This window comes from Larkinella rosea, from assembly GCF_003858635.1.
Lineage (GTDB): Bacteria > Bacteroidota > Bacteroidia > Cytophagales > Spirosomataceae > Larkinella > Larkinella rosea.
Window position 1 is genome coordinate 167,614 of record NZ_RQJO01000009.1, and the last position, 16,498, is coordinate 184,111.

Genomic DNA, 16,498 nt, shown 5'->3' on the forward strand with positions numbered 1-16,498 from the left:
TGGGTTAACCGTGACTTAAAAATCGACCGCCAGGTGGAAGAACAACCGCTTGCTGTTCGGGAAAGCCGCGTTATCGACGCTGGCACCCACCGACTGGTTTCCGAAGTTGGAAACTTCCGGATCGTAGCCCTTGTAGTTGGTCCAGGTGAGCGGATTCTGCGCCGACGCGCCGACCTTTACGTTGGAAACCACGTTACCAAACGCCTTGGTTAACAGTGCTTTCGGAATGGTGTAGTACAACGAAACTTCCCGCAGCCGCACGTAGCTGGCATCCTGAATGAATTCGCGGGCCGTGACGTTCGGGTTGGTTGGGAGCCGCGCCCGGCCGTTTGGCAGACCCACATTGCCGTACAGGTTCTCAACTTTGCTCCAGTCGGTGGTGGTGCCGCCCGTATCTTTCTGCTTGATCGTCAGGTTGGAGTTGTAATTACCCTGGCTGGTGTGCAGCAGGAACGACAGATCGAAGTGCTGGAACAGTTTGAACTGGTTCGAAAACGAAATCTGGTAGCGAGGCTGGGCGTCTTCGTAACGGGTTGCCTGCGCAACGCCCTGGGCATCCGCTACGTTCGGGGAGCCAAACCAGCGCGTCGGCGACTCGCCGAGCCGCAACTGGTTCCGGCCGTAAATACTGAAACCAGAGCCAACCGTCGTGTTCGGAATTTCGAGCCGCGTGATTTTGCTGCGGTTGAACCAGTACTGCACCTGCGAGGTCCAGGTGAAGTTCGACAGTTCGACCGGTACGACGTTCAAACCCAGCTCAACCCCTTTGTTTTGCAAATCACCAACCGGATACGCGTTGAACTGCGTTACGCCCGTTCCTGATGCTAACGTATACGGATTCAGGAGGTTAAAGACTTTTTTGTCGTAGTAGGTCGCTTCCAGATTGATGCGATTTTTGAACAAGCCGAGGTCAACGCCCCATTCCACTTCCTGCGCGGTTTCGGGCTCGATGGTCGGATTCCCCACGCTCGTTGGCGTTACCGAACCAAGCTGACCGTCGATGATCGTCGTACCCAACGAGGTAAAGATGTTACCATATGCCGGCACACCCCCGGTTCGACCGAACGCTCCGCGCAGTTTCAACTGGCTGATCGGTTCGTAATCCCAGAAACCGAACTTCGCGACGTTGACGGCCAGCGATGCCCGTGGAAAACCGTACCACTTCTCGTTGTCGCCGTTCAGACTCGATTTGTCAAACCGAATCCCAACCGTACCGATAATCTTGTCCTGGTAGTTAGCTTCCTGTTGGGCCACCATACCCACATCCTGCCAGGCCTGCCAGGTTTCGCTGAACGTCCGGACGCTACCGGTATTCGGGTTTTTCTGTTTCGGTAACAAACCGTCGCCCTGAATCCAGCTAAAGTCATTGTCGGTCGTTAACCGAACCGTTCCCACCTGCGAGGTCAAATCAAGTTTGCCACCCATCAACTGCCAGTTGTAGATCAGGAAAGCCTGCAAATTGGTGTTGAAGCTCCGGTTTTTCGAATACCGCGACGCCCCCGGAGTCGCCCGCGTCAACTGCGACTGCAAATCTTCCGGGAAATAAACCTCGGCTTCCGTGTTCACATAATCCAAACCGCCCTGCAAGGCCAGTTTCAGCGTGCTGTTGGGTTTTTGCAGGAAGTAAATGTTGCTGGTGAACGACTGAATAAACCGGTTGGTATTTTCATCGTTGATCGTGCGCTCGGCAATGGCAATCGGACTGTCGCCGGTGTAGCGTGAGAGCGGATACACGCCGTTGACCGGGAACAGTTGGGCGTAATTGGGTGTGTACGCCAGCGTGTAACCGATCGAAACCCCGCGGTTGTCGTTTCCGCTGAAGCTCCGTTGCGCACCGGTTCGCATGTAGTTGGAGCCAATCGAGAAGTCGACCCACTTCGCCAGTTTGTGATCCACATTCAACCGGATCGATTTTCGCTGAAAACCGGTGCCTTTCTGAATGCCGGTTTCGTCGTTCAGCGCCGTAGCGAAGTAAAACTTCGTTTTGTCGTTCCCGCCCGAAACGCTCAGGCGGGTGTTGGTGATTTTTCCGGTATTGCCGTAAATGTATTTTTCGTAATCGTAGATTTTCCCTTCGGCGGTGGCTTTCTGCCAGAGTTCGATCTCGGTTTTACTCCCGCTGCCGACCGTTCCGTTCCCGAATACATAATCAAATTTAGTCTGTCCTTCCGGGCCGATCGGGTCCAGGCTCCAGCCTTCCGAACCCAATAATTTGATCGCCGACGAGAAACCCACGTCCTGCCCAAAGCTTACTTTGGTTTTCCCGGCTTTCCCTTTTTTGGTCGTAATGATGATGACCCCGGCATTGGCGCGCGTTCCGTAGATGGCGGCTGCACTGGGGCCTTTCAGGATTTCCATCGACTCGATGTCGGCAGGGTTGATGTCCGAAATCCGGTTGGGTGCCTGGTCCTGATTTGTACCAGCCCCGCTGAACGATCCGGAACCCGCACCGGTAGCAAACTGCGAGTTGTTAACAAACACACCATCAACGACATACAGCGGTTCAGAGCTTCCGTTGATGGACGAAATACCGCGCAGTTTCACGGAAATACCACCACCGGGCGCTCCGCTGTTCTGGACAATGTTGGCCCCGACAATTTTTCCGCTCATGGCCGCATCGAGCGTTACCGGGCGGGTTTTACCCACCAGCTCATCCGACGAAATCCGGGTAACGGCGTTGGCCGCGTTGCTTCGTTTGACGCTCGTCGCCAAACCCGAAATAATGACTTCATCGAGACTCTGGGCGGCTTCCGTCATCGAAATGTTGTAGACGTTGGTCGAGGCCGAAACGGGCGATTCCTGCGTCAGAAAACCGATGTACGAGAAAACCAGTGTTTTCGTACCGGCCGGTGCGAGCAGCGTATAATTTCCGTTAACGTCCGAAACGCTCCCCTTCGAGGAACCTTTGGCAACGACGTTGACGCCGGGTAACGGAGAGCCATCGGCTGAACTGGAGATTTTTCCGGATAACGTTCGGTCCTGAGCCCAGGCTTTTCCGACTCCGCCGACAACGATCCAGACGAGCAGCAGTGCATAGATTTGCTTCATTACTTATTAGTTTGGGTTGTATAAAAAAGTTAAGAAATTCACGCTGAATGGGTGGAGGTAAAGGCAAAGCAAAACCGTAGCTCCCGATTGGCCGGAAGACCTCAAAAAGAGTCAATGCGGGGAGGAATAATTGGCAAACCGGAAGTTTGCAAGAGATTGTATTCGCCTGGAGGTTTTGTTGTAAGGAGTCAGGTTGCTGACGATACAATTATAGGTATTTATTCTTAAGCTACAAATTATATTTTGACAATATTGGAATTGTCAAAATAATAAGTAAATTATTACTGGTCTTTTAGAATTAAAATTGGTATATTTTTATCTTTATTGTAATATTTTGCAGAAATAGGGTTGTAGGATACAAACTATTGCCTTTAAGTAGTTATTCGGCTAATCGTATCACAAAATTCTTAATAGAGTTCTTTTTTATAATTTTTATCAATTTTCCTTTTTCATAAAAATACTCGTCTTCCCGGTCGGCGACTCTAACGCGGTAACTTCCTTTTTTAGTTGGCTCGATGGTGGCGTAATCACCAAAATATTCCGCAAAAACGCGGGTGCGGCCAATGGGTTCTTCGTAGTATAACCGCATGGCCGTGAAGTCGATAGGCTGCGATTCAGTCGCTTTCCGTTCGTATTTATATTGCCGGACATTGATATCGTAATGATCTTTTTGCCAGATAATGTCTGACTGATAATTCCCGTGGTTCGATAGGGCGTCGATGTCGGAATGGAGGAGTTGGCGAGTAGCCGGGTCGAAGCGGGATACGGTTTTGTAAAGCACTTTCACCTTCCCGAAAAACCAGCATTCGACGTCGCTGACCTGATCGTATACCACCGAATTCGGGCTGGTAATTTGCGCGACTGCCATCGTTCCAATCCGAAAACCGGCCACTTCGATGTTGTATTTTTGCGTAACCGTCTGGCAGAAACACCGCGCTCCGGTCAGTACCAGTAAAGCAATAATGAGAAATCCGTGTAGCACGCTGGGACTTGTTTTCGTTATTATTGAATGATCAATACTTTATCTGACTTGATTATGCCCGGAATTGTTTGGTTGTCGTTGGGTTTGTTGTTGTCGTTGACCGGTTTTTGCCAGTCGGTTCATTCCTATTCGATCATTCCAAAACCCGCTAAACTGGAAGCCCGCGACGGGCGGTTTTCGTTGACCGGTTCGACAACCGTGCGAGTGCCTTCGGGTCATTCGGAACTGCAAACGATTGCCGAAAACTTTATTCATCAATTCAATACCGCCAGCGGTTTTACGATCCCGATCCAGACTGCTTCCGAAACCCGATCGACCGGTAGTTTGCTTTCGTTTGTGTCTGTCAATGAAGCTTCTTTGGGTACGGAAGGCTACCGGATTGATTGCAAACCCAACACGATAACGATTGAAGCCGCCAAACCCGCCGGTTTTTTTTACGCGGTTCAGTCGATTTACCAATTGCTGCCACCCGAAATTTTCCGTTCGAGTCCGGCAACTGCGCCGGTGAACTGGTCGATTCCGGCCTGCCGGATCGAAGACAAGCCACGTTTTAACTACCGCGGCTTGCACCTCGACGTAGCCCGGCACTTCTTTCCGGTTTCGTACATCAAAAAATACATTGACCTGCTGGCGCTGCACAAATTCAACACGTTTCACTGGCACCTGACCGACGATCAGGGCTGGCGAATTGAAATCAAAAAATACCCCAAACTGACGCAGGTTGGCGGTTGGCGTAAGGAAACCCTGATTGGTCATTATTACGAGTCGGATCCGCAACAGTTTGACGGCCAACCCTATGGCGGTTTCTATACGCAGGATGAAGTGCGTGATGTGGTGCAGTATGCGAAATCCAAATATGTAACTATTATTCCTGAAATAGAAACACCGGGCCACGCGCTGGCGATTTTAGCGGCTTATCCGGAGTTTGGTTGTTCGGTTGGTCCGTACGAAACCGCTACGAAGTGGGGCATTTTCAGTGATATTTTATGTCCGTCCGAAAAGACGTTTACGTTTCTGCAGGACGTGCTCACCGAAGTCATGGATTTATTTCCCGGTCCTTACATTCACATTGGTGGGGACGAATGCCCGAAAACTGCCTGGAAAAACAGTGCATTTTGTCAGCAGTTGATGAAGCAGTTGAAGTTAAAAAATGAGAACCAGCTGCAGCGCTATTTTACGGCCCGCATTGATCGCTGGGTGAACTCGAAAGGGCGAAAAATCATTGGCTGGGACGAAATTATGGATGGCGAAAGCCCGGCGGCCCGCGTATCGGCCCGGGCGGTGGTGATGAGCTGGCGCGGGACCGAAGGCGGTTTGAAAGCCGCCCGGCAGAACCACGATGTGATTATGACACCCGAAAACTACGTGTATCTGGATCATTATCAGGCTGATCGCTCGCAGGAACCACTGGCATTCGGGCGGTTTACTCCCCTGGAAGAAACCTATTCGTACGATCCTACTCCGGCGGATTTACCGGCTGGTGTTCAGCAACATATCCTCGGTGTACAGGCCAGTGTCTGGACGGAATACCTGAAAACCGCCGGAGAGGTTGAATACATGGTCTGGCCGCGGGCGGCCGCGGGCGCTGAAGTTGCCTGGACTCCTTCCGAACAGAAAGACTGGCCGGATTTTACGCAGCGTCTTCCACAACTTTTTCAGCGGCTCGAAAACGTAGGAGTGACCTATTCCCGATCGTATTACGACGTACTGGCCGAACAAACGTCCCTGATGGATGGACGTTTGCAGATACGCCTTGAATCGAAAGAAAAGACGGCCGAGATTCGGTTTTCGACGGATGGCTCAGACCCCACGGCGCAATCGAATCGCTACGAAAAACCGGTCGATCTGACAAAACCGACAACAATAAAAGCCGTTACGGTCAAAAGCGGTCGGATCATCGGCGAAGTGCAATCGTGGAATTTTGCGGTTTCAAAAGTGACTGGTAAAACCATTCAATTGGCGACGGCAACTACCAAACCGAGGAATGCGGATGCGCCGATCCTGATCGATGGCCGATACGGCAGCACCATTGGCTACCTGGAAGAGATGCAGAATGTCGCCGGGGTGAAAACCGCTGACCTGAATGCGACCATTGATCTGACTGAAATTCAGTCGATTCAATCGGTGACGATCGGGCTGGTGAAAGCAACTGCCGGAAATATCCTGCTTCCCAAAGCGGTTGAGGTAGCGGTTTCGGACGATGGAAAGGCGTTTCGGTCGGTCAAAAACGTACCGATGGACCCAACGGAACGCGGGAAAAAGGCAATTATCCGCCAGACCCTCACCTTTGAACCGGTTTTGTGTCGTTATATACGGATAATTGCCCGAAATGTAGGCAAAGTGCCGGTTGGAATGCCCAAAGCCGGACAGGATGCCTGGGTAATGGCCGACGAAATTACGGTCGAATAAACCCGGTTTTATTTGGCTGCCAGGGCTTCTTTTTCCTTGTGGGCGATGTCATTCTTAATTTTCGGTACGGTTTTGAGGTACTCAAAAATGGCTCCCGCTTCATAATCCGTCAGTTGGTGCGGGAACATCGGGCCGCGAATCAGGCCGCCATCCGGCCGAACGCAGGCTTTCACGGCCTGAATAAACTGCTGTTTGGTATATTTTTTGGCGATACCGGTTTCCTCATCGAAGGTCAGGTTTGCCGTAAAAATGGGTTTTCCATCGGCGGTTTTCATCTCGTTGCCACCTCCGTAATAGCCTTCCGACAATTCCGGATGCAGCGGATTCTGTTTGGTGAAGTCAGCCGAGTGGCATACATAGCAGGTTCCCAGACCGTCGGCCACGTAGCGGCCAAAGGCCAGTTCATTCGTGCTATCCGGAATCAGAATCGCTTTTTCGGGAAAGGGGAGCGGTTTGATAACGGTATTGGCCAGCAATTTGGAAAACAACGAAAAATCAGATTTGGGCGCTTCTTTCGCCACCGCCTGAACCGGTGCCTCGCCGGAGCGTAGCCAGACAATCACCGATTGCAGATCTTCGTCGGCCATCGTCGCAAATTTTGGCATGATCGGGGCAAATGAGCCGTCTTTCCGCAAACCGGTTCGCAAAAAATAATACAGTTCACCATCGGTCCAATTACCGATTCCGACGGTTTTATCCTGGGTAATATTCATCGAATAAATGGTTCCGAACAGGCTGGGAAGGTCGCTCAGCTGGCGACCGGTCAACTGTTTGTTTTCATCGGCATGGCAGGCAATGCAGTGCATCTGGGCAATTTTCGCCCCCCGTGCCAGTCGCGCCGGTGAAGCGTTAACGGAAATGTCCTGAATGACAGGCGCATCGTAACTGGGAACGCCCCGGATGGCCGCGAAACTGATAAAGCCGAGCAGAGCTACCACCACAAAGCCGACGACGAACAGGAGTATACGCAGTGCTTTTTTCATACAGAGAAAGTGAGTGAGTACTTGTGTGTTTATAATCCGCAAAATAAAGGCGTTATGCCAGCCATGCTACTGTCGGAACACGTCAAAAAAGAGTCATTTCCCGACAGAAACGGGCCATACGCTCAATGCGGTTTCTTTACAAGGTAGTTTTTGTCGAAGAAGTTGTTTTCGGTGACCTAAAACTTGTTTTTCAGACCGGTTTTACCGAATCAGTGGATTTTTTCTTTATCTTCCGCTTCCATCCGTTCCAAGCCTAAAACCCACCTATGTCTGATTCTACAAACCTCCTAACTGAAGAAAAAACCGAACTAAAACGCTCGCTGGGTTTTATCGACGCGACCCTGCTGGTATCCGGTTCCATGATTGGTTCCGGTATTTTTATTGTGAGTGCCGATATGTCGCGCAACGTCGGATCGGCGGGCTGGCTGATCTTTCTTTGGGTATTGACGGGCGTTATTACGGTTACGGCGGCCCTCAGTTACGGCGAACTGGCGGGGATGATGCCCAAAGCGGGCGGCCAGTTTGTGTACATTCAGCGCGCTTACGGTTCGCTGCTGGGTTTCGTATATGGTTGGACGGTATTTGCGGTGATTCAGACCGGCACGATTGCCGCCGTCGCCGTGGCTTTTACCAAGTTTACGGCGGTTTTTGTCCCCGCCTTAAATCCCGAAAATATTCTTTTTTCCATTGGGTCGTTCCCGATGAAAGCGTCGGCGCTGTTTGCCATTGGTAGTATTGTTTTGCTGACCTGGATCAACAGCCGGGGAATCCAGAGCGGAAAGCTGATTCAAAATGTGTTCACCTCAGCCAAATTGCTGGCCTTGCTGGGTCTGATCATTGTCGGAATCGGGTTCGGCTCAAAAACCGGCACACTTTCGGCGAATTTCCAGAACGCCTGGGACGCAACCCAAACCACAGCCGACGGTTCTGTACTGCCGATCAGCGGCATGGCGTTGCTGCTGGCCCTGGGCGTGGCCATGATCGGCTCTCTTTTCTCCGCGGATTCGTGGAATAACGTAACGTTCATTGCCGGCGAAATCCGGAATCCACGCAAAAATATTCCGCTGAGTTTGTTCGTCGGAACGCTACTGGTAACTACAATTTATACCCTGGCGAATATCGCCTACCTCTCGTTGCTTCCCCTGCAAGGTTCGGCCAGTGCCATGGATGTGGTGGGCCGGGGCATTCAGTTTGCGTCGTACGACCGGGTAGCTACGGCTTCGGTTTCGCTCATTTTTGGCGATGTGGCCGTCGCCATCATGGCGGTTTTAATCATGGTTTCCACGTTTGGCTGCAACAATGGACTGATTCTTTCGGGTGCCCGGCTGTATTACGCGATGGCCAAAGAAGGGTTGTTTCTAAAAACCGCTGCAAATTTAAACCGCAACGCCGTTCCCGGAATTGCGCTCTGGTTGCAATGTGTCTGGGCATCCGTCCTCTGTTTGTCTGGCACTTACGGCGACTTGCTGGATTATTGTACGTTTACGTCGCTCGTCTTTTACACCGTCACCATTGGCGGACTGTTTTTGCTTCGACGGAAAGAACCCAATGCCGAACGGCCCTACAAAGCGTTTGGTTATCCGCTGATCCCTGCCATTTACATGGTGGTAGCGATCGTCATCTGCCTCATCTTACTCAAGGAAAAAACGTTCAACACCGGCATGGGTTTACTGATCGCCGGGTTGGGAATTCCGATTTATTTCATGACGTCGCGGGGACGGAAAAACTGAGCATTTCGTGCGGGTAAATTGCAATTCCCACGGCGGTTTATACAGTACAAACTTCAGAAAAAACAATTCGGTCGGTATTCTTTTCAGAAATTGAAAGAAATACGATTACTTGCTATCGTTTCCTGAAAAGATGTTCTGATGAATGTATTAATTGTTGAAGATGAAGACCTGGCCGTGCGGAAGTTGCGAAAACTGGTGCAGGAAGTGGATCCCTCGCTTGAAATTGCGGGTGTAACGGCCAGCATTGAAGATACCGTCGACTGGCTGAAAACGAATGCGTCGCCCGATTTGATTTTTATGGATATTGAACTGGCCGACGGGCAGAGTTTTGAAATATTCGAACAGGTCGAGGTGAAAAGCACGGTTATTTTTACGACTTCCTACGACGAATACGCGCTGCAGGCGTTCAAGGTGAACAGCATCGACTATTTACTGAAACCGATCCAAAAGGATGATTTACAGCGCAGTCTGAAAAAATTCCGGGATCTGAATGTTCGCCGGACCGAGGTAAATGAGTCTTCCAATCAGGCGATCAATCTGGATAAACTGCTGCGCGAACTCCAGCTACAGCAACCAAAAGAATACCGTCGGCGGTTTCTGGTGCGGCTGGGACAACGATTGCTGTCGGTCGAAGTGCAGGATATTGCTTTTTTCTTCACCGACGAACGGTTTAGCTTTTTCAAAACCTGGAACAACCAGAAATACCTCATTGACTATACGCTCGACGAACTGGAAGAAGCACTCGACCCCGGTATGTTTTTCCGCATCAACCGGGGCGTTATCGTTACCCACGGCACGGTCGAGCAAATTCAGCCTTATTTCGGCAACCGCCTGTCACTGACCCTGAAACCGGTTTTTGAAAAAGAAGCCATCGTCAGCCGCGAAAAGGTCAGCGATTTCAAGATCTGGATGGGCAAATAAACTGCCGGGTGGTTTTTTCTGAAAACCTTGCCCCCTGAGTAGTCGTTTAAATCGTAAACGACTACTTCTTCATGTGCCGATTCTTCATCAACCGACTTCTAATTATACTCTTGCCGGGTTTGCTGGGTGCCTGTACAAGTGTGGGGCCGGGGCAATTGTTTCGCTCGACCTCACCACACGATCAATACGCTCAATCGCTTCGCAGCGCCCACCTGGAACAAACCGCTTTGGGTACCGACTGGTTGACCACCGCCGATCGGGCGTTGAAAGATTCGGTACTGGTCAATGCGCCCTACCGCGAAAGCGGTTATTTTTCGGCCACCCGGCCTTTTGCCCTCGGTTACCGCCTGAATGGCCAGCGGGGCGACAAATTCATCATCAAGGTGGACGTGCAGGGGCAGGAATCGGTTCAGGTTTTTATCGACGTTTTTGAACTCGACGAACGCAATCAGGACCCGAACCGGATGGCATCCGCTAAAGCCGATACCAATCAGCTGGAACTGGAAATCCGCCGAACCCGAACTCACCTCATCCGGATTCAGCCCGAATTGCTGCGCAGCGGCCGTTATACGCTCTCCATCAGCCGCGAACCGGTGTTGAGCTTCCCGGTCAGCGGCCGCGACAGCCGCCAGATCAGCAGTTACTTTGGCGTTCCGCGCGACGCCGGTCGTCGGCGACACGAAGGCATCGATATTTTTGCACCCCGGGGCACACCCGCTCTGGCCGCGTCCGACGGGACGGTTTCGGGCGTTGGCACCAATAATCTGGGCGGCAACGTCGTCTACGTATCGGATTCCCGGCGGAACCAGACATTGTACTACGCCCACCTGGATTCCCAGGCGGTCCGGCCGGGACAAAAGGTTTCGGTGGGTGATACGGTCGGGTTTGTGGGAAATACCGGTAACGCCCGGACGACCAGCCCGCACCTTCATTTTGGTATTTACAGCTCGAACACCGGTGCGGTCGATCCGTTGCCCTTCGTTCGTCGCGGAACGGGGCCGGCCCGGCAGTCGCTGATTGCCGCCGAAACATTGGGCGATTCTGCCCGGGTTTCCGCCGTTCGGACGGTCATTCGGCAGTCGCCCAACGGTGATGCACCCATTCTGCGCACGCTGCCACGTTCGTCGGCCTTTATCATTACGGGTGGAACCGCCACCTGGCCGCGGGTGGAATTACCGGATGGCATAATGGGTTATATTGCCAGCAACGCCATCGAACCCGCCCGAAAATCGTTGCGTCGGGCTTCTTTGCCCGTTGGGACGGATTTACTGGAAGCCGCCACTCTAAAAGCAGCGGTTATGGAAACGTTGCCAGCCGGAACCGCCGTGGACGTGCTGGGCGTTTTTGGCTCCTACCAACTGGTTCGTCGGGCGAGCGGAGGAACGGGCTGGTTGTCGCAAACGCCCTAAAATCAAAAACCGCTCACTTCGTTGGAAGCAAGCGGTTTTTGATAAAACCGTTTAGACCGGTTTCTTACCGTTCTCTTGCCGAACCGTAGTCCGATCCGGCGCTTTCCGGCAATTGTTTCATGATGCTGTCGACGGTAGTCCGATACGCCACATCGCGGCTACGGTCTTTTTTGCTCTGGTTCAGCTGACCCGAAGCCCAGCCCTGCCAGATGATGTCGTTTGTGCGGGAATCATACACATTGACAACCACCCGGTTTTCTTCGTACTGGCGCGTATAAACGTTGTTGTAACCGGGGTTATACCACATGGCATACGGTGACCACATATTGTTCGACTGCACTTGCTGACGGTCTTTTGAATCGGAGAAGAACCGGATTACGAGATCGGCCTCTCCACCCACGACGGGCTTGTACCCTTTTGCCAGCATTGCTTTTTCGATCTGATCGGCAATCCGGCGTTGGTTCAGGTTGCTGCCCGCAATCGGGTCAGCATTACTACGGCGTTGGTCGGCTTCAACACGGAAGGTGCTGAACTGGCGAACATTTACTTTTGGGTCGTAGTCATATTTGACGTTAATGGATGGCGAACAGCTTGCCAACAGACCCAACATGAACAGACTGGCAATTATGCTCCGGGTATTCATAGGTGATTTGCGTTATGAGAGTTAATGTAATCGGGTTTACTATTCAAGTGAACTACTTGTTAACGCTTACTGATTTCTCGTTAGTATTTTGTCAGTTAAATAACTAATTTTTAACAAAGTTAGTTCGATCATTCAATTGTAGAAATTGCTACCGGTTTTTTCTGAATGTTGGCTTTAAATGACTGAAAATCACATTTATGAGATCAGGTGTTGCCGACGCTAAGCCCATAAAAAAACCATTCATCCGGGGAGATGAATGGTTAAAAATAGTTAAAATAAAATGCTTATTGATGAGCGATCTGAACGTCCAGCAAAAGTTTGACATCGTCGCTGACCACGACGCCACCGGCTTCGGTAACGGCGTCCCACGACAGGCCAAATTCTTTCCGTTTGATGGTTCCGCTCAACTCAAACCCGGCTTTGGTATTGCCGTAGAAATCGCCCATCTGTCCGCCGTGTTCGGCTTTCAGCGTGATTGATTTCGTCGTTCCCCGGATCGTCAGATCACCCGTGATGTCGTAGGTATCGTCGCCGGTTTTTGTAACCGAGGTTGATTGGAAGGTTAGTTTCGGGTGATTTGCGGCATCAAAGAAATCGGCGGACTTCAGGTGACCGTCGCGTTGCTCATTGCCCGTTGTAATGCTATCGATATCGGCCGAGAAAGAAACCGAAGCGTTTTCGAAATCGTCACCAACGGTTTCAACTTTGCCGTCGAATGAGGTGAATTTACCGGTTACGTTAGACACCATCAGGTGACGTACTTTAAACTGAATGACGGTATGGGAATGATCGATCGTCCAGGTAATGGTTTCGGGAGCAGCAGTTGTTGCCATGATTGTGTTTTATCTTTCGTTAATAATGTAGTGACATTTAATGTTAATACATTTAAAGCTCAAAAAATGTTTCATCAACTTTAACTTTTTTTGTAAAAAGTTCGATCTCCAGGCTGAAACAGCTACAAGAATGAATCAAAATAGTGTATATTTTTTTGATTATCAGCCAAATAACAGATCGAGCGCTGCGCCCAGATTATCCTTTCCTTCTAAAATTTCCGGATTATAAAATTCGGTATAACTGCAACGAGCGCAGGAACAGGCGATAAATACATTGTGTTCGATGTCAAAAATACGTGAGAAGCCCGTGCCCGTTGTAGCAATTCGCTTGATATACACTTCATGATTCCGGCATTTGGGGCAGGAGTACCGGTTGGCAATTTCTTGTTCGATGAACATTGGACGCGCGGTTTTGTTTAAATCAGAAACCGGGTCAAAGCTAAAATTTCCATCAAAACCACACGGAATTACTGGTAGAGAGTTATTGACGCCTATAAAGGGTTCAAAAAAGTTACTGACATAAAAAAACCGTTACCTACCGGAGTAGCGTAACGGTTTTTCGGTTCAGATCAGTCTATTATTGTTGCGCGAGCGCTTCGGCACCGCCGACAATTTCGAGGATTTCCTTGGTAATGGCCGCCTGACGAGTCCGGTTGTAAACCAGTTTGAGTTCTTTCAACAACTCCCCGGCATTTTCAGTGGCCTTGTCCATCGCCGTCATCCGAGCGCCGTGTTCCGATGCGTTGGATTCCAAAACGGCTTTATACAACTGAATTTTCAGCGTTTTCGGAATCAGTTCGGTAATGATTTCCTCTTCCGAAGGTTCAAAGATGTAGTTGACATTGTTCGCTTTGGTAGCCGAATGCGTCGGTGCTGCCACGATCGGCAGGAATTGCTCGGTACGAATGATCTGCGTCGCGACGTTCTTAAACTCATTGAAGACAATTTCCACTACATCGTATTGACCCGCCGTGAAAGCCGCCATTACCTCTTCGGCAGCTGCCCGAACTTTGGCAAAGCTCAACGACTGAAACGTATCAATAAAATGGGTATTGACCGTAAAACCCCGGCGTTGAAACGCTTCTGCGCCTTTTTTGCCGATGGCCATAATTTCGACATTGCCCCGACGCGCCTGTTCCGCGTAGCGGTTATTGATCACGGAAAGCGCTTCCTTGAGCACGTTGGTGTTGAACGCCCCGGCCAAACCACGATCCGAGGTTACCACAATGAGCAGCACCTTTTCGATCGGGCGAATCTGGTTGTACGGACTTTCGGCCGCCAGTTCGGCACCGGCCGCCACCGTGCTCAGCATGTCGCTGAGTTTACGGGCGTAGGGGCGCATCTGAATGATATTGTCCTGTGCCCGGCGCAACTTAGCCGCAGCCACCATTTTCATGGCTTTGGTAATCTGCTGCGTCGAGATGATAGAAGTAATCCGGCTTCGTACTTCTTTTAATGAGGCCATTGTTGTCAGTTGTGGCTTTTGGGGTTCGAGACGTTAATTCCCGAACCCCAAAAGCCTATATTTCAAAACTTGAAATGTTAAGCGTAACGAACTGCCAGTTCCGTCGCCACTTTCTTGATAACGGCAATGATGCTGTCGTCAAGTTTGCCGGCACGAAGCTGATCGAGGGTACTTTGGTATTGCGTCGTCAGCAGAATAGAGAATTCAGTTTCGAATTCTTTCACCTTATTGACGGGCACTTTGTCGAGAAAACCGTTGGTCGAGGCCAGAATGATCGCAACCTGGTGTTCCACCAATACCGGCGAATACTGCGGTTGTTTCAGAATTTCCTGGTTCCGGCGACCGCGCTCGATGGTCAGTTTCGTCGAGGCATCAAGGTCCGAACCAAATTTGGCAAACGCTTCCAGCTCGCGGAACTGCGCCTGATCCAGTTTCAGTGTACCGGCCACTTTCTTCATCGACTTGATCTGGGCGTTACCACCCACCCGCGATACCGAGATACCCACGTTGATGGCGGGCCGGATACCGGAGTTGAAGAGGTTGGTTTCCAGGAAGATCTGTCCGTCCGTAATTGAAATTACGTTTGTTGGAATATACGCCGAAACGTCACCCGCCTGGGTTTCGATGATCGGAAGCGCCGTCAGCGAACCACCTCCTTTGACTTTGCCCTTCAGCGAAGGTGGCAGGTCATTCATGGTAGCCGCAATGGCGTCGTTGTTGATGATCTTAGCCGCCCGCTCCAGCAGACGGCTGTGCAGGTAGAAAACGTCTCCCGGATAGGCTTCGCGGCCCGGTGGGCGACGCAGCAGCAGCGATACTTCGCGGTACGATACGGCCTGTTTCGACAAGTCATCGTATACCACCAGGGCCGGACGACCCGTATCCCGGAAGTACTCACCAATGGCAGCACCCGTAAACGGCGCAAAGAATTGCATCGGCGACGGGTCAGCGGCAGGAGCGGCCACAATTACCGTATAAGCCATCGCTCCGGCCCGGCGCAGGGTTGCTTCCACCTGCTTAACGGTCGATGCTTTCTGGCCACAGGCTACGTAGATACAGAAAACCGGCTGGCCTTTGTCGTAAAATTCCTTTTGATTAATGATGGTGTCGATTGCCACGGCGGTTTTGCCCGTCTGGCGGTCACCAATGATCAATTCGCGCTGACCCCGACCGATGGGAATCATGGCGTCGATGGATTTGATACCGGTTTGCAGCGGTTCGGTTACCGGCTGACGGAAAATTACCCCCGGTGCTTTCCGCTCCAGCGGCATGGCAAACGTTTCGCCAACGATCGGTCCTAAACCGTCGATGGGAATACCGAGTGTATTGACAACGCGCCCCAGAATGCCTTCGCCAACATTGACGTAAGCAATCTGATTCGTCCGCTTTACCGTGTCACCTTCTTTAACTTCGCTGTAGTCACCCAGCAATACGGTTCCGACGTTGTCTTCTTCGAGGTTCAGGGCTAATGCCTGTAATCCGTTTTCAAACACCAGCAATTCACCGGCCTGGACTTTGGAAAGTCCGTAAATGCGGGCTACCCCGTCACCGATCTGCAATACCGTACCGATTTCCTCGAGTTCGGCGGTGGTTCTGGAGTTCGATAGCTGTTCCCGGAGAATGGCCGAAACCTCGTCGGGTCTAACTGATACCATATGAGTGGAAGAATCGTTTTATGATGGTTCTAAGAATTCGGGTGCAAAGTTACGCACTAAATTTCACTAAAACAGACGTTATCAAGAAAATTCATCGCTAAAGTTTATACTTTTCTAAGAATTGGGGATCTGGGTTTGGGGAATATGGACCCGGATGGTTTTAATCGCATTTTAACGGCTTGGGAGTCGTCGCTCAAAAAAATTAACAATAATTAACTTTGGCTAGTTGAGATACTAACATTTGTTTTTTACTTTAGTGAGTTGTGAGCATTTCAGAGTCAGACAGCGGTTTTGTTGGTTGATCGATTTGTCCGTCGGAGACGCCCGCTAACCCTTGCCCGTCGCCATTCATCAATAATTTGTTTTATTAAATCCCGCTATTGCCAAACTTTTGACTCACATCTTTACGTTTTCAGCTTA

At 50.9% G+C, this 16,498-nt stretch carries 12 protein-coding genes; 4 read left to right on the forward strand and 8 right to left on the reverse strand.

The genetic code is table 11. The features are described from left to right. Window positions 1-15: 15 nt before the first annotated feature. Together EHT25_RS16665 and EHT25_RS16670 are read right to left on the reverse strand one after the other, a co-directional pair. Entirely contained in the window at window positions 16-3,048 is a 3,033-nt protein-coding gene (locus tag EHT25_RS16665; protein ID WP_124876277.1) for a SusC/RagA family TonB-linked outer membrane protein, read from the reverse strand. Window positions 3,049-3,427: 379 nt separating this feature from the next. Beyond that, on the reverse strand, window positions 3,428-4,030 hold the full coding sequence (locus tag EHT25_RS16670) for a DUF6134 family protein (protein ID WP_229311570.1): 603 nt from the start codon (window positions 4,028-4,030) through the stop codon (window positions 3,428-3,430). 54 nt (window positions 4,031-4,084) lie between these two features. On the opposite strand from EHT25_RS16670, the gene EHT25_RS16675 reads away from it, so the two are divergent. Next, window positions 4,085-6,439, forward strand: a complete 2,355-nt coding sequence (locus EHT25_RS16675; protein WP_124876278.1) for a beta-N-acetylhexosaminidase — start codon at window positions 4,085-4,087, stop codon at window positions 6,437-6,439. 8 nt (window positions 6,440-6,447) lie between these two features. Here EHT25_RS16675 and EHT25_RS16680 read toward each other — a convergent pair whose 3' ends face one another. Next, a complete protein-coding gene (locus EHT25_RS16680; protein ID WP_124876279.1) occupies window positions 6,448-7,422 on the reverse strand; it encodes a c-type cytochrome in 975 nt (324 codons plus the stop codon). Window positions 7,423-7,688: 266 nt separating this feature from the next. On the opposite strand from EHT25_RS16680, the gene EHT25_RS16685 reads away from it, so the two are divergent. The 3 genes from EHT25_RS16685 (at window position 7,689) to EHT25_RS16695 (ending at window position 11,482) form a co-directional block, all read left to right on the forward strand. After that, window positions 7,689-9,152 (forward strand): APC family permease, encoded by a 1,464-nt coding sequence (locus EHT25_RS16685; protein WP_124876280.1) that lies wholly within the window; start codon window positions 7,689-7,691, stop codon window positions 9,150-9,152. Between the two features lie 138 nt (window positions 9,153-9,290). Continuing rightward, entirely contained in the window at window positions 9,291-10,073 is a 783-nt protein-coding gene (locus EHT25_RS16690) for a LytR/AlgR family response regulator transcription factor (RefSeq protein WP_124876281.1), read from the forward strand. A 71-nt stretch (window positions 10,074-10,144) separates the two neighbouring features. Continuing rightward, a complete protein-coding gene (locus EHT25_RS16695) occupies window positions 10,145-11,482 on the forward strand; it encodes a M23 family metallopeptidase (protein WP_124876282.1) in 1,338 nt (445 codons plus the stop codon). A gap of 64 nt (window positions 11,483-11,546) precedes the next feature. Here EHT25_RS16695 and EHT25_RS16700 read toward each other — a convergent pair whose 3' ends face one another. The 5 genes from EHT25_RS16700 to atpA form a co-directional block, all read right to left on the reverse strand. After that, window positions 11,547-12,125, reverse strand: a complete 579-nt coding sequence (locus EHT25_RS16700) for a DUF4136 domain-containing protein (RefSeq protein WP_124876283.1) — start codon at window positions 12,123-12,125, stop codon at window positions 11,547-11,549. Window positions 12,126-12,409: 284 nt separating this feature from the next. Beyond that, window positions 12,410-12,958, reverse strand: a complete 549-nt coding sequence (locus EHT25_RS16705) for a YceI family protein (protein WP_124876284.1) — start codon at window positions 12,956-12,958, stop codon at window positions 12,410-12,412. Window positions 12,959-13,120: 162 nt separating this feature from the next. Next, the gene (locus EHT25_RS16710; RefSeq protein ID WP_124876285.1) at window positions 13,121-13,357 is read right to left on the reverse strand and encodes a zinc ribbon domain-containing protein; all 237 of its coding nucleotides are present in this window, start codon (window positions 13,355-13,357) and stop codon (window positions 13,121-13,123) included. 178 nt (window positions 13,358-13,535) lie between these two features. Beyond that, window positions 13,536-14,423 (reverse strand): ATP synthase F1 subunit gamma, encoded by an 888-nt coding sequence (atpG, locus tag EHT25_RS16715; RefSeq protein ID WP_124876286.1) that lies wholly within the window; start codon window positions 14,421-14,423, stop codon window positions 13,536-13,538. A gap of 77 nt (window positions 14,424-14,500) precedes the next feature. Continuing rightward, a complete protein-coding gene (gene atpA, locus EHT25_RS16720; RefSeq protein WP_124876287.1) occupies window positions 14,501-16,078 on the reverse strand; it encodes a F0F1 ATP synthase subunit alpha in 1,578 nt (525 codons plus the stop codon). Between the last annotated feature and the right edge of the window lie 420 nt (window positions 16,079-16,498).

What these genes read in the sequence shown, in the direction of transcription:
- atpG (WP_124876286.1), bottom strand. Translation starts at nt 14,423, where the DNA reads ATGGCCTCATTAAAAGAAGTACGAAGCCGGATTACTTCTATCATCTCG.
- EHT25_RS16705 (WP_124876284.1), bottom strand. Translation starts at nt 12,958, where the DNA reads ATGGCAACAACTGCTGCTCCCGAAACCATTACCTGGACGATCGATCAT.
- EHT25_RS16695 (WP_124876282.1), top strand. Translation starts at nt 10,145, where the DNA reads ATGTGCCGATTCTTCATCAACCGACTTCTAATTATACTCTTGCCGGGT.
- EHT25_RS16710 (WP_124876285.1), bottom strand. Translation starts at nt 13,357, where the DNA reads ATGTTCATCGAACAAGAAATTGCCAACCGGTACTCCTGCCCCAAATGC.
- EHT25_RS16700 (WP_124876283.1), bottom strand. Translation starts at nt 12,125, where the DNA reads ATGAATACCCGGAGCATAATTGCCAGTCTGTTCATGTTGGGTCTGTTG.
- EHT25_RS16675 (WP_124876278.1), top strand. Translation starts at nt 4,085, where the DNA reads ATGCCCGGAATTGTTTGGTTGTCGTTGGGTTTGTTGTTGTCGTTGACC.
- EHT25_RS16690 (WP_124876281.1), top strand. Translation starts at nt 9,291, where the DNA reads ATGAATGTATTAATTGTTGAAGATGAAGACCTGGCCGTGCGGAAGTTG.
- EHT25_RS16680 (WP_124876279.1), bottom strand. Translation starts at nt 7,422, where the DNA reads ATGAAAAAAGCACTGCGTATACTCCTGTTCGTCGTCGGCTTTGTGGTG.
- EHT25_RS16685 (WP_124876280.1), top strand. Translation starts at nt 7,689, where the DNA reads ATGTCTGATTCTACAAACCTCCTAACTGAAGAAAAAACCGAACTAAAA.
- EHT25_RS16665 (WP_124876277.1), bottom strand. Translation starts at nt 3,048, where the DNA reads ATGAAGCAAATCTATGCACTGCTGCTCGTCTGGATCGTTGTCGGCGGA.
- atpA (WP_124876287.1), bottom strand. Translation starts at nt 16,078, where the DNA reads ATGGTATCAGTTAGACCCGACGAGGTTTCGGCCATTCTCCGGGAACAG.